The 12,940-nt window shown below is 65.2% G+C and carries 11 protein-coding genes; 5 read left to right on the forward strand and 6 right to left on the reverse strand.

From position 1 onward, the window contains the following. Nucleotides 1-371 precede the first annotated feature (371 nt). Nucleotides 372-977, reverse strand: coding sequence for a TetR/AcrR family transcriptional regulator (locus tag GQO94_RS14720; protein ID WP_156842195.1), 606 nt, complete (start codon nt 975-977; stop codon nt 372-374). 184 nt (nt 978-1,161) lie between these two features. Between GQO94_RS14720 and GQO94_RS14725 the strand changes: the two genes are divergently transcribed. Beyond that, entirely contained in the window at nt 1,162-4,332 is a 3,171-nt protein-coding gene (locus GQO94_RS14725; RefSeq protein ID WP_156842196.1) for a bifunctional cytochrome P450/NADPH--P450 reductase, read from the forward strand. 757 nt (nt 4,333-5,089) lie between these two features. Here the strand turns inward: GQO94_RS14725 and GQO94_RS14730 are convergent. Then, on the reverse strand, nt 5,090-5,656 hold the full coding sequence (locus GQO94_RS14730; protein WP_232332949.1) for a TlpA family protein disulfide reductase: 567 nt from the start codon (nt 5,654-5,656) through the stop codon (nt 5,090-5,092). 16 nt (nt 5,657-5,672) lie between these two features. Between GQO94_RS14730 and argH the strand changes: the two genes are divergently transcribed. From argH to GQO94_RS14750, 4 genes are read left to right on the forward strand one after another with little or no spacing between them, the layout of a single operon-like run. Continuing rightward, nucleotides 5,673-7,046, forward strand: a complete 1,374-nt coding sequence (gene argH, locus GQO94_RS14735) for an argininosuccinate lyase (protein ID WP_156842198.1) — start codon at nt 5,673-5,675, stop codon at nt 7,044-7,046. 5 nt (nt 7,047-7,051) lie between these two features. Further along, nucleotides 7,052-7,294 carry a hypothetical protein gene (locus GQO94_RS14740; RefSeq protein ID WP_156842199.1) on the forward strand — a complete coding sequence of 81 codons (243 nt, stop codon included), beginning with the start codon at nt 7,052-7,054 and terminating at the stop codon, nt 7,292-7,294. A 9-nt stretch (nt 7,295-7,303) separates the two neighbouring features. Beyond that, nucleotides 7,304-8,563 carry a diaminopimelate decarboxylase gene (lysA, locus tag GQO94_RS14745; RefSeq protein ID WP_156842200.1) on the forward strand — a complete coding sequence of 420 codons (1,260 nt, stop codon included), beginning with the start codon at nt 7,304-7,306 and terminating at the stop codon, nt 8,561-8,563. A 12-nt stretch (nt 8,564-8,575) separates the two neighbouring features. After that, on the forward strand, nt 8,576-9,370 hold the full coding sequence (locus GQO94_RS14750) for a precorrin-2 dehydrogenase/sirohydrochlorin ferrochelatase family protein (RefSeq protein ID WP_156842201.1): 795 nt from the start codon (nt 8,576-8,578) through the stop codon (nt 9,368-9,370). Here GQO94_RS14750 and ruvX read toward each other — a convergent pair whose 3' ends face one another. Genes ruvX through lepB form a run of 4 tightly spaced genes read right to left on the reverse strand, consistent with a single transcriptional unit; the run spans nt 9,371 to nt 12,932 of the window. After that, a complete protein-coding gene (gene ruvX / locus GQO94_RS14755) occupies nt 9,371-9,862 on the reverse strand; it encodes a Holliday junction resolvase RuvX (RefSeq protein WP_156842202.1) in 492 nt (163 codons plus the stop codon). Next, nucleotides 9,835-10,983 (reverse strand): DUF3089 domain-containing protein, encoded by a 1,149-nt coding sequence (locus tag GQO94_RS14760; protein WP_156842203.1) that lies wholly within the window; start codon nt 10,981-10,983, stop codon nt 9,835-9,837. The genes ruvX and GQO94_RS14760 overlap by 28 nt, the downstream gene beginning before the upstream one ends. 3 nt (nt 10,984-10,986) lie before the next feature. Beyond that, nucleotides 10,987-12,084, reverse strand: coding sequence for an AI-2E family transporter (locus GQO94_RS14765; RefSeq protein ID WP_156842204.1), 1,098 nt, complete (start codon nt 12,082-12,084; stop codon nt 10,987-10,989). Continuing rightward, nucleotides 12,081-12,932 carry a signal peptidase I gene (lepB, locus tag GQO94_RS14770; RefSeq protein WP_156842205.1) on the reverse strand — a complete coding sequence of 284 codons (852 nt, stop codon included), beginning with the start codon at nt 12,930-12,932 and terminating at the stop codon, nt 12,081-12,083. The genes GQO94_RS14765 and lepB overlap by 4 nt, the downstream gene beginning before the upstream one ends. Nucleotides 12,933-12,940: the final 8 nt, after the last annotated feature.

The following is a 12,940-nucleotide window of genomic DNA, read 5'->3' on the forward strand; positions in this document are numbered from 1 at the left end:
TCCAGTGCGACCTTGGCCTTAAAATCGGCGCTGTAGCGCTTCCTCGTCGTCTTCATTCCCGTACCAATCCATCAGGTCGGGAGTAGCTTAACACCCTGTCCAGAAAACCGGCACCATCTCACAGGTAACGTCATCGGGCTTCTGAATGGCCGATTTGTCGGCGGCTTCGGGCGGTGGATTGAGTGTCCTCATGGCCGGCAGCAGGCGACCAGAATGCGTCGTTCAGTTCGGCCATCCGAGTAGTGCGCTTCTGGCAGAAGCTGTCGATGATGCGTTCCTAAGCGGATCGTCGGCAACGCGGCCAACGTCGTCCGTCCGGGCAAGGTTTAGCGTGTACCAAAAGTTGCCTTTCAATAATGAACCAGCGACGCTTATGCTGCGCAGCCGTTCATAAAAATCTGCAGCGCAAATCCAATCCGATCCTCGATGTCATGGATTTCTCGCGCCACATCGACGCCGAGCGCGGCGTCGTGCATCGCCTCAGAGAAGACCATCGTCAATAGCGTACGCGCTGCGCGGTTCAGGTCAGCCATGACGATCTCACCGGCAGCGCATCCGTCGCGCAAGATCGCTTCCAGCGGCGCGATCACGCCTCGCGCCATTGCATCCGCATAACCGTTGGCGATTTGCGGGAAGCGAATGCCGTCCCGCATCATCACGCGGTAGAAGGCGATGCCATCATCGGAGAAGGCTAGCGCGCCGAACCCAAGCAGGAAGAGTCTGAGCCGCTCCGCACATGGCGTGCCGGGCGAGGCGGCGGCTTGGGCTGTATAAACGGTGGCGCCGACCCGTTCCTCGGCGGTCGACAGGAACAGATCCTCCTTCGACGCCACGAACCGATAGACGGTCTTTTTCGACATGCCCGCCGCGCGTGCGATCCGGCCGATATTGGCGCCCTCAAAGCCTCGCGCCGCGAACTCGTCGATCGCCGCCCGCCTCAGCTTCTCCAGGCTCCTCACCTCATCGAGCGGTTCCACAGGCTGTCATCTCCTTGCAGCGCCGCGATCTCATACCACATCCGTGGAAACCAACTGGTTTCCACGGCGTTGTGCGGGCTGGACGTGGAAATGCCGTCTGGCGGCATCCCTGTCCATCCTCGCTGCCGAGCGAGGGGCCGCGGTTGAGCGCGGCGCCTGCGGGCACACGGAGGAAGGAAGGAATATGTCAGTGTCGATACCTCAGCCCCGCGGTCTTCCCCTGATCGGCAACATCGCCGACATCGATCGCAACGCGCCCATACAAAGCTTGATGCGCCTTGCGCGAATTCACGGGCCGTTCTTCCGGATGACGTTCTTCGACAGGGAGATCTACATTGCGGGTTCACAGGCACTGGTCGACGAACTGTGCGATGAAAGCCGGTTCCAGAAAGCACTGCATCCGCCGCTCAAGGAACTGCGAGCGCTGGCTGGCGACGCGTTGTTTACCGCCTATACCGAAGAGCCAAATTGGGAAAAGGCGCATCGCCTCCTGATGCCCGCGTTCGGCCCTGTCGGAGTGCGCGGCATGTTCGACCGCATGCTCGACATCGCCGAACAGATGTTCGTCCGTTGGGAGCGTTTCGGCCCGGACGCGGTCATCGATGTGGCCGACAACATGACCCGGCTGACGCTCGATACGATCGCGCTTTGTGCATTCGACTACCGCTTCAACAGCTTCTATCAGAACGAAATGCACCCCTTCGTGGCGGCGATGGTTCGTGCGCTTGAGGACTCCGGCCAGCGCGCACAGCGGCCCGACCTGATGAAAAATCTGATGGTCGCCTCCAAGCATCGCCTTGCTGCCGACCAGGCTGTGCTGGAAGGGGTAGCGCGCCAGCTGGTCGAGGAGCGACGGCGCAATCCCGAGCGCGGCAGCCAACAGGACCTGCTCGGCATCATGCTTGAAGGCGCCGACCCGGTTACCGGCGAAAAGCTGAGCGACCAGAACATCATCCATCAGATGATTACCTTCCTGGTCGCAGGACACGAGACGACCAGCGGCCTGCTGTCTTTCGCCACGCACCTGTTGTTGGAAAACCCTGGTGTCTTACAGGAAGCTCGTCGCGTTATCGGCGAGGTGCTCGGCTCCGAAACACCGCGGGTCGAGGACCTCGATAAGCTACGTTACATCGATCAAATCCTGATGGAGACCTTGCGGATCTGGCCGACGGCGCCTGCCTTCGCGGTAACGCCGACCGCCACAACCATGATCGGTGGCCAATACCCACTTGAGCCAGGTGATCTGGTGCTCGTGCTCGAGCCCATTCTTCACCGCGATCCTGCCGTGTGGGGAACGGATGTCGAGGCATTCCGGCCTGAGCGTTTCGCGCCCGACGCGGTGGCGGCGCGGCCGGCCAATGCGTGGAAACCGTTCGGCAACGGCAAGCGGGCGTGCATCGGCCGCGCTTTCGCCCTTCAGGAAGCGAAGCTGGTCCTCACCATGATGCTGCAACGCTTTGATTTGTCGCTGGTCGATCCAGGCTACCGGCTCGAGGTGGTCGAGACGCTGACCCTCAAGCCGCACGGACTGACTGTTCGCGCCCGAAGCCGTGGCATCGTAGCGCCGCATCAGCGCAGTGTCACGCCGACCATACCGCCCCGTCCGCTCACGCAGGCGAAACCCGAACCGGCGCCGGGTGCAACGCCGTTGCTCGTCCTGTTCGGGAGCAACACCGGAACGGCCGAGGCCTTTGCAAATCGAGTCGCGAACGAGGCATTGGGATATGGTTTTGCGCCAGTCCTCGCACCGCTCGACGATTATGCCGGCAAGCTTCCCGACAAGGGCGCTCTGGTCCTGGTCACCGCATCCTATGAGGGGCAGCCGCCCGACAATGCCGGTCAGTTCGTGGCATGGGTTGAGGAACTCGGCGCCGACGCGCTGGGCGGCCTTCGCTTCGCAGTATTCGGTTGCGGCAACCGCCAATGGTCGCGGACCTATCAGGCCGTTCCCCAGCGCGTCGATGCGGCACTGGAGAAGGCGGGGGCGGCGCGGGTCATCAAGCGGGGCGAAGGCGATGCCGATAGCGACTTGTTCGGCGCGTTCGACGCCTGGCTGCCCAAGCTTTGGGAGGACCTTGGCGCCGCCTTCGGACAAGAGCCCTCAACGGAGATCACCAACAATCCCCTGACAGTGGAAGTCCTGCGTAATGCTCGCACCGAGGCGTTGCGGCTTACCGAGATGGATCAGGCGACCGTGGTCGAAAATCGCGAATTGGTCGCGATCGACGCTCCAGGCGCGCGATCCAAACGCCATATCGAAATCGCCCTACCGTCGGGGATGACCTACCGAGCGGGCGACTATCTAGCAGTGCTGGCGCGCAATCCGGACGCGCAAATCGACCGGGTGCTGCGCCGCTTCGGCTTGCCCGCCGATGCCCAGCTGATGCTGGAGCGCGCGGGAGCGAACCAGGCTGGAGCCCTGCCGCTCGGCCGACCGGTTGCGGCCGTCGATTTGCTCGCAAACTATGTCGAACTCGGCCAGCCGGCCACCCGCGCCCAAGTGACAGCGCTTGCGGCAGCGACCCGCTGTCCGCCGGAAAAGGCGCCGCTGGAGCGGCTGGCCGGTGACGAGTATGAAGCGGAGGTTCTTGGCCGGCGGGTCAGCGTTATCGACCTGCTCGATCGCTTTCAATCCTGCGATCTCTCGCTTGCCGTCTATCTGTCCATGCTGCCGCCACTGCGGGCGCGACAATATTCGATCTCGTCGAGTCCGCTCTGGCGCGAGGATCATCTGACCCTGACAGTCGCCGTGCTCGACCAGCCGGCCCAATCGGGCATCGGCCGTTTTCAGGGCGTCGCCTCGACGTACCTCGCCGAGCTGGAAGCCGGCGCGCGGCTCTCGGTCGTTGTGCGCCCCTCGCATGTCGCCTTTCATCCGCCGGAGGATCCGCAGACCCCAATCATTCTCGTCTGCGCTGGGACTGGCATCGCGCCGTTTCGTGGCTTCATCCAGGAGCGCGCCATCCAGAAGGCAGCAGGCCAGTCCGTGGGACCGGCGCTGCTCTTCTTCGGTATCGATCACCCTGAGGTCGATTTCCTCTACCGCGACGAGCTAGCCCAGTGGCAGAAGCAGGGCGTGGTCGAGGTGCTGACGGCCTTTTCCGCGGCACCCGAAGGCGACATCGCCTATGTCCAGCACCGTCTGTGGCAGGAGCGGACGCGCGTCGCCGAACTGTTCCTGCAGGGCGCAACGGTCTTCGTCTGCGGCGACGGGCGTCATATGGCCCCGGCAGTGCGCGAAACCTTCCTGCGCATCTACCGCGATGTGACTGGCGCGAGCGAGGATGCGGCGGCGGCTTGGGCGGATCAGATGGAGCGTGATCATGCGCGCTACGTCTCGGACGTGTTCGCCTGAATCAGCTGAATTGGTGTTGCCCCAGAAGCGAGCGGTAAACCGTCTGTACTGAAATCGGCGCCGTCACTAGTCCGTGATGCGGGACCGCACGAAGCTAAAAGTCCGCTTTCGCCAGAAGCAGCTATTCGCCGTCAGCGCAGTGAACGGCGGAAAAGTCCCAGACTCGGTCGATGGCTTCAGCGCGCTCACCTGCCAAATCATGGCATGCACCCAAGAGCTGCCTCGAAAAGCTACCTTGGCTGCTACGACGACGTATCTTTCCAGCAGCGAATCACCGCGCGTTTCCCAGTCCGCGGCAATCCAATGCCATCCGCAGATTGCCGGGACAAAGTTGGGGGGTCAAGTTTGAGGTGGGCCCAAGCAAAGCATTCAATTAGCGATCATAAATTGACCAATTGGCTTCCTGCTTCCTGCTTCCTGCTTCCTGCTTCCCGCTTCCCGCTACCCGCTCCAGCGCCGCCAGGTCCGAGCGGATCGCTCAGGGGGCTAGCGGTATCGCCGCTACGCGCCCGCCAATCGACGACCGGTTCCGTCCGATCACCTCTTCAGACGATCGCACCTCGGGTGAGTTCTGACATCGGGTCACCCGTTCGGCTGTCCTACAAGGGCAGGATCTGCCACGCTCGTGCAGCAAATCCGCTCTTTCCCATCGTCGTCAGCCAGCAGCACCGCCGCGCGCGAATCTGCGCCCTAGCGAAAACTCGTTACGCGCCAGGTGGGCGAACTTCGTGAAGTTCCGAAGGGATCGGGCAGCCGGTCAGCCGGCCTCGTTCAGCAGCGCGGCGGCTTCCTTGCTGTCCCACTCGTTGCCGCCGACGTAGCGCCACACTTCCTGGCCTTGCGCGTCGTAGAGGATCGTCGTCGGGAGCACGCCGCCGCCATAAGCGAAAGCGAGGTCGTTTTCCGGGTCGAGCCAGGCCGGAAGGTTCGCGCCGCCCTTGTCCTTCAGGAACGGGGCGACTTCCTCGGGCTTGCCCATGTCCTGCGAAACGGTGACGACGCGCAGCTTGCCGGCGCCGGCGATGGTATTGAGCGTCGGCAGTTCGGCGATGCACGGCGCGCACCAGGTCGCCCACAAGTTGATCAGCACCGGTTCGCCCTTGAGCGAAGCCAGCGACAAGCTTTCGTCGCTCGCATTCTTGACCGTCAGGCTGGGCAGGGGCTCGCCCGCATGGCTGCGATCGAGTTTGTCGCTGACCGGCGCGGCGGAAGCCGGTTTGGCGGTCGCTTGCTTCGGTTGCGCCGCGGGTTCGGCTCCCCTATCGCAGCCGCCGATCAGGACGGTACAACCAAGGACGGCGAGCTTGAGCGAACGGGATAGCATTTCAGGTTCCAACCAAATGTGGGGGGGCAGGTTCGCGGAAGGGCCGTCCGCGATCATGCGCGAGATAAATGCCTCGATCCCGTTCGACAAGGCGTTGTGGCAGCAGGACATCGCTGCGAGCAAGGCGCATGTCGCGATGCTGGGCGCGATGGGGATCGTTTCGTCGGACGATGCCGTCACGATCGCGCAGGGTCTGGATACCGTCGCCGGCGAATACGAAGCCAGTGGAGTGCCCGAGGACTGGGACCTCGAGGACATCCACATGACCACCGAGTCCCGTCTCGCCGAACTGATCGGGCCGGTGGCGGGACGGCTCCACACAGCCCGCTCGCGCAATGATCAGGTGGCGACCGATTTCCGCTTGTGGGTGCGCGATGCGATCGATCAGGCCGATGCGGGGCTCGAAGCGCTGCAACAGGCGCTGGTGCGCCGCGCGGGCGAGCATGCGGGCTCCATCATGCCCGGCTTCACCCACTTGCAGACCGCGCAGCCGGTCACGCTCGGCCATCACCTCATGGCCTATTACGAGATGGTCTCGCGCGATCGCTCGCGCTTTGCCGATGCGCGCGTGCGGCTCAATCGCTGTCCGTTGGGTTCGGCGGCGCTCGCGGGCACCGGCTTTCCGATCGACCGCGAGATGACCGCGCAAGCGCTGGGCTTCGACGGGCCGACCGCGAACAGCCTCGATTCGGTCTCCGACCGCGACTTCGCGCTCGATTTCCTGATGGCCGCCAGCCAGTGCGCGCTGCATCTCTCGCGCCTCGCCGAGGAGTTCATCATCTGGGCCAGCCAGCCCTTCGGCTTCGCCGCGCTGCCCGATGCGCTTTCGACCGGCAGCTCGATCATGCCGCAGAAGAAGAACCCCGATGCCGCCGAACTGGTGCGCGGTCATGCGGGGCGGATCACCGGCTGCCTCGTCTCGCTGATGATGACGATGAAAGGCCTGCCGCTCGCCTATTCGAAGGACATGCAGGACGATAAGCCGCCGGTGTTCGAAGCGGCCGGGCTGCTTGCGCTCTCGATCGCGGCGATGACAGGCATGGTCGCGGACACCCATTTCCGCCCCGAGCGCATGCGCCAGGCTGCCGAACTGGGCTATGCCACCGCTACCGATCTGGCCGACTGGCTCGTGCGCGAGGGCGACATTCCCTTCCGCGAGGCGCATCACATCACCGGCGCCGCGGTGAAGCTGGCGGAGAGCCGGGGCATGGCGCTCGACCAATTGCCGCTCGAGGACTTGAAAGCCATCGACAGCCGCATCGACGAACGCGTATTCTCCGCGCTCTCGGTCGAGGCATCGGTGGCGGCGCGCAAGTCCCACGGCGGCACCGCGCCCGATCAGGTTCGCGAACGCGTCGCCGAGGCGCGGACCGCGCTGGGAATGGAGTGACGCAGTTGCGCAAGATCGTCGTTTCGCTGGTGCTGATCCCGTTGCTGGCGGCGTGCGGCACCAAATCGTCGCTGGGTCTGCGGCCCGGCCAGGAACTGCCGCCGGCCCCGTACGGTCGGGAGGCGCGGCTGACTGCGAACGAGCTGCTCGAAACGCCGACGCTCGCGATTCCCGAGCGCAGCGTGGAACTCAGAACCCGGTCGGAGGAGCGCGAAGACGATCCCTACGACTTGCCGCCCCCCGAATAACCGAGACTCATGGACCATTTTCACCTCAAGGACGGCGTGCTCCACGCCGAGGACGTGCCGCTGACCGCGATCGCCGATGCGGTGGGCACGCCCGTCTACGTCTATTCGCGGGCCACGCTTCAGCGCCACGCCCGCGTTTTTCGCGAGGCGCTGTCCGCGATCCCCCGCATCCACCTCGCTTTCGCAGTGAAGTCGAACCCCAATCTCGCGGTGCTGCGCGTGCTGCAGCGTGAGGGCTACGGTGCGGACGTGGTCTCGGCAGGCGAGATGCACCGCGCGCTGGCGGCGGGCATGGCGGGCGAGGACATCGTTTTTTCGGGTGTCGGCAAGACCGCGCGCGAGATGATCGAGGCGCTCGACGCCGGGTTGGGGCAATTCAACCTCGAAAGCGAGGAAGAGGGCGTCGAACTCGCCGCGATCGCCGCGTCGCGCGGGCAAGTCGCGACCGCGACGCTGCGAGTCAATCCCGATGTCGATGCGCGCACCCACGCCAAGATCTCGACCGGCAAGGCGGAGAACAAGTTCGGCGTTGCCTACGATGCGGCGCCCGGCATCTACGCGCGGCTCTCGGCGCTCGAGGGGCTGAACTTGCGCGGCCTCGCGGTGCACATCGGCAGCCAGATCGGCGATCTCGAGCCCTCGCGGCTCGCTTTCGCCAAGATGGGCAAGCTGATGCAGGAACTGCGCGGGCAGGGCCTCACAGTCACGCACATGGATCTCGGCGGAGGGCTGGGCGTGCCGTACAAGGCGGAAGATGCACTGCCCGGACCGGGGGAATATGGCGCAATGGTGGCCGAAGCGACCAAGGACTGGGACGTCACCGTGATGTTCGAACCGGGTCGGATCATCACCGGCAATTCGGGCGTGCTGGTGACGCAGGTGATCCGCGTGAAGCCCGGCGCGATCAATCCCTTCGTGGTGGTCGACGCGGCGATGAACGACCTCGCGCGCCCAGCGATGTACGATGCCTGGCACGATTTCGCCGCTGTCGTGCCCACCGGGCAGCGAATGGCCGCCAATGTCGTCGGCCCGATCTGCGAAAGCTCGGACACTTTCGCCATGGGCCGCGACATCGATACGGTGAAGCCGGGCGATCTTGCCGTGTTCCGGACAGCCGGCGCTTATGGCGCGACGATGGCGAACACCTACAACTCGCGCCCGCTGGTGCCCGAAGTGCTGGTGGACGGCGACAAGTGGGCGGTCGTGGCCGACCGGATCGAGCCGGCGACGATCCTCGCTGCAGAGCGCGTGCCCGATTGGCTTGGGTAGGCGACTCGCAGGATGATCGACACGCTCCCGCTGTTCCATCGCATTGCCGGTCAGCCGGTGATCGTGCTGGGCTCGGGCGATGCGGCGGAGGCAAAGCGGCGGCTGGTCGAGCGCGCGGGCGGCCTCGTGATCGAGGATCTGCAGGAAGGCATCGACAAGGGCGCGCGGCTCGCGTTCATCGCCCACGATGACGAGAAAAGCGCGCAAGCCGATGCCGTGCGCGCGCGGTGTGCGGGCCTGCTAGTCAACGCCGCCGACCGGCCCGAGCTGTGCGACTTCGTCGTGCCTTCGATCCTCGATCGCAATCCGGTGCTACTGGCGATCGGGACCGGCGGGGCTTCGGCGGGGCTTGCGAAGGCGCTGCGGTTGCGGCTCGAAACGCTGCTGCCGGCCCGCCTCGGACGGCTTGCCGACGCGCTCTACCAGGCGCGCCCCCGCATGCGGTCACGCTGGAGCGATGCGGGCGATCGCCGCCGCGCTCTCGATGCCGCGCTGGGGGAGGGGGGCGTGCTCGATCCGTTGGTGGACGGCGCCGATGCCGCACTCGACCGCTGGCTCGACGGGGCTGAGGACAGCGCCACAGAGCGGATCGAGATCGTGCTGCGCAGCGACGATCCCGAAGACCTGACGCTGCGCGAAGCGCGCTTGCTGGGAAGCGCCGACGTGATCTGGTGCGAACCGGGAGTGGCACCTGCCGTCATCGACCGGGCCAGGGCGGATGCCATGCGACGCACTCTGACCAGCGAGAAGGCGCCGGACGACGAGCAGGGCCTCATCATCGTGCTGCGCCAGCCCGGCAAAGACTGATCAGGCGAAGCCGCCGGTAAGCGCGTCGATCGCGGCCTGGAGAATTACCGCGGCCGCTGCCGAATCGATGCGCTGGGCGCGTTTCGCGCGGCTCATGTCGAGTCCGATCAGATCGCGCTCGGCGCTCGTGGTCGACCAGCGCTCGTCCCACAGCAGGATCGGCAGGCCCAGCACGCCAAGGTTGCGGGCATAGGCCTTGCTGGCCTGCGCCCGCGGCCCTTCGGACCCGTCCATGTTCAGCGGCAAGCCGATGACGACGCCGCGCACGCTCCGCTCGGTCGCGAGCGCCTGCAGCACCGCGCGGTCCGCACCGAACTTGCCGCGCTTCAGCGTCTTGCCCGGTGTCGCGAAATGCCAGCCCGCATCGCAGAACGCCGTTCCGATCGTCTGGGTACCGAGGTCGAGCGCCAGCAGCGCGCCGCCATCGGGCAGCGCGTCGCGGAACGCCAGCGCGCCGGTGGTGATCAGCGGGGGCTGCGGGTCGCCTGCCATGCCTCAAGTCTCCGCCGATAATCCGCCTGCAGGTTAGCCCAGAACAGCGTGATATCGTAAAGGTGATAGTTGTTGCCGGGCAGCACGTAAGGCCCGAGCCCGAAATCGGGGGGATCGCCGATGTGCAGCAGGTTGTCGTCCTCGCACCGCGCCCCGATCTGCCCCTTGACCAGTTTGGCTTGCATCGGCGTGCTCGTGAGATCGGGCACCAGAGTGCCGAGATTGTCTGCGGGTGGGGCGACACCATCGCGCGTTCCCGTCAGCGGATTGACGCACAGGAAGGGGCTGCTGCCCACCGGCTCGCCATCGAGGCCGGGCTTGCTGGCATAGGCCTCGCGCAGCATGGCCGTATCGGAAGGGTCCGCAAAAGTGAGCCAGCTGGTGATGCACCCGGTGTCCTCGGCGCCTTCGCAGGCGGGCAGACCCATCAGCGGCAAGTCGTGTTCGATCGAGACCGGCCATCCCGCGAGGTAGGCGACGAGGATCCGCTTGGCGATCGGCTTGCCGGCAATCCGGTCGCGAATCAGGCGGCGCAGGATGAAGGAGCCCTGGCTGTGCCCGGCCAGCACGATGGGCTCGTCCGCCGGGGCTTCCTTCACGAACGTGTCGAAGGCCGCGAGCACGTCGGCATAGGCGAGATCGAGCGCCATCATCGCGCGGACATCGTTGGTCAGGAACGCGCCGATCGTCGCTTGTCGATAGCGCGGAACCCAGATCTGCGAGGCCGCGTGGAAGGGGCTCGCCATTCCGCGCACGAACAGTTCGGCGCGGGACCGGGCGGTGGGATCGTCGATCGGCCCGTTCCACGAATCGCGCGAGATGTAGCTGGTGGGATGCACGAAGAACACGACGCCGGATTGCGGCGCAGGCTGTGGCTCGGGCTCCGGCGGATCGGCATCCTCGGGATACCACCTGGCCGGTTCGGTCTTGAGCCCCGGTCGCGAGATCCAGTACTTCGGCTGCGCATAATCCGGGCGGCTCGCAGCAGTGGGCGACGCGAATTCGGCACTGGGCACGAAGGCGAGTTCGGTCAGATCATCGGCGAAGATCCGCAGCAGGAACAGTCCGGCGATGACGAGAACGGTGATCCCGGCAATGACGTACAGGAACTTGCGCGCCATGGTTCAGGTGGACGTGGCCTGCGCTTCGGTGTCTTCCGCGTCTTCGCTCTGGTGCCGCGCGGCGGAGCGTTCCAGCCAGACCTTGATCATCGCCACCAGCGGATCGGCGAAGATCAGCCCGAGCAGGCCGAACAGCACGCCCATGATGAGCTGCGCCGCGAGCACCAAGGCGGGCGCGAGATCGACCGTCTTGCGCGCGATCATCGGCACGATCACGTAGCCGTCCACGGTCTGAACGACGACGTAGACGATGATCGTGAAAATGCCCATTTCGACCCCGCCCGAGAAGCCGACCATTACCATCAGCGCACCCGAGATAGGGGCGCCGATATTGGGCAGGAAGGCCAGCAATCCGGTGATGAGACCGAGCAGGACGGCCATCGGCACGCCGTAGATCTGCAGCAGCAGCCAAGTCGCGACACCTTCCACCGCCATGCCGAGCAAGCGTCCCGCGAGCAGACGGCGCAGTGCGCTGGCCATTTCGCTCGTGGTGTCTCGGAAATAATTGCGTTCTTCGGCCGGCAGCATCCACGAGACGCCGCGTCGGTAGAGATTGGGCTCGAGCGCGAAGTAGATGCCGAGCACGAGGATCAGAAACAGCGTAGTGAAAGCGCCGATGATGCCACCGACGGCACGGGTCAATTGGCCGATGCCGCCCATCGCGTCGCGCGCCAGGCGCTGAACATCGTCGACCTTGATATCGAAGCCGTGAGCCTGAAGCCATTGCAGCGCGCGGTAGAACTGGGTTTCGACAGTTTCGGGCAGGGCGGCGGCCTGAGATGCGATCTGACTGCCAGCGAACTGCGCGGTCCACAGCAGGAACAGTGCGGCCAGGACCAGGACGATGGCCACCCGCCAGCCACGCGGTATCGGCAGGACGCGGCCCAAAAGGCGCGCGCCGCCGTCGATCAGGGCAGCGAAAACCACGCCGCCGAAAATCACCATCAGCGATCCCGATAGCACCACCGCCAGCGCGAACAGCGCCGCGACGCCAAGCCACACGAAGGCCTTGCGCGCTTCGCGGCGAATGAGCGGATCGTGAATGTCGGTCGGTCCCGCCTCCCGGGGCGGGCCGATCTGCGGATTCTTGGCCTCGCTCATGGCTGGGCCGAGGGATCGAGCGGGGGACGCAGGCTTGTCCACGAGCGGCCGTCACGCAGCGCCGGCCACCACGTCAGCGGGTTCCAGCTTTGCGTGCCGTCGAGCGAGAAGGTCACGAATTCAGCGCGGCCGCCAATGTCGGTCAGCGGCACCGGACCGCCAAGACCGTTGAGTGCAAGTGGCTCGCGGCCGTCGGCGGAATGATCGCGATTGTCGCCCATAAGGAACACATGCCCCGCTGGGACCTCGATCTCGGCCATGTGGTCGAGCGTCTGGTCCATGTGATCGATGACGAGATAACTCGCGCCGTTGGGCAATGTTTCGCGCAGCAGTGGCAATTCGCAGACTTGCTTGCCCGTCGGCGTGCGGCGCTGGAGGCCGGGGAAGTTGTATTCCGCGCAAGGCTGGTTCGGATCGACGGGCAATTCGAGCGCGGGTTCGACTTCTTGGGGCACCGGCTTGTCGTTCAACACGATCTGGCCGTTCACCACCGCGATCCGATCGCCCGGCAGCGCGACGACGCGCTTGATCAGGTCCTCGCGGCGGTTGCGCGGCACGACGATGACGATGTCGCCATACTCGGGCGTGCTGCCCGCAATCCGCCAGGTGCCGCGCGGCAGCAAGTGGAAGCTCAGCGACGACCAGTTCCAGCCATAGGGATATTTGCTCACGACCAAGCGATCGCCGACCAGCAGGTTGGGCATCATCGAGATCGAGGGGATGAAGAACGGCTTGGCGATGAACGAATGGAACGCGAGCACTGCCAGCAGCATGATCGCGAGACCGCGCAATTCGGCCAGCCAGTTGGTCCCGGCTTCGGGCTTCGCCTCCTCCGGCGCGCGGGACATGCTGGTTT

It is taken from the genome of Novosphingobium aquimarinum, from assembly GCF_009746585.1.
Taxonomy (GTDB): Bacteria; Pseudomonadota; Alphaproteobacteria; order Sphingomonadales; family Sphingomonadaceae; genus Novosphingobium; species Novosphingobium aquimarinum.

Coding starts and splice junctions, on each gene's coding strand:
- GQO94_RS14765 (WP_156842204.1), bottom strand. CDS start 12,084: ATGAGCGAGGCCAAGAATCCGCAGATCGGCCCGCCCCGGGAGGCGGGA.
- GQO94_RS14725 (WP_156842196.1), top strand. CDS start 1,162: ATGTCAGTGTCGATACCTCAGCCCCGCGGTCTTCCCCTGATCGGCAAC.
- GQO94_RS14750 (WP_156842201.1), top strand. CDS start 8,576: ATGATCGACACGCTCCCGCTGTTCCATCGCATTGCCGGTCAGCCGGTG.
- argH (WP_156842198.1), top strand. CDS start 5,673: ATGTGGGGGGGCAGGTTCGCGGAAGGGCCGTCCGCGATCATGCGCGAG.
- GQO94_RS14730 (WP_232332949.1), bottom strand. CDS start 5,656: ATGCTATCCCGTTCGCTCAAGCTCGCCGTCCTTGGTTGTACCGTCCTG.
- lysA (WP_156842200.1), top strand. CDS start 7,304: ATGGACCATTTTCACCTCAAGGACGGCGTGCTCCACGCCGAGGACGTG.
- lepB (WP_156842205.1), bottom strand. CDS start 12,932: ATGTCCCGCGCGCCGGAGGAGGCGAAGCCCGAAGCCGGGACCAACTGG.
- ruvX (WP_156842202.1), bottom strand. CDS start 9,862: ATGGCAGGCGACCCGCAGCCCCCGCTGATCACCACCGGCGCGCTGGCG.
- GQO94_RS14760 (WP_156842203.1), bottom strand. CDS start 10,983: ATGGCGCGCAAGTTCCTGTACGTCATTGCCGGGATCACCGTTCTCGTC.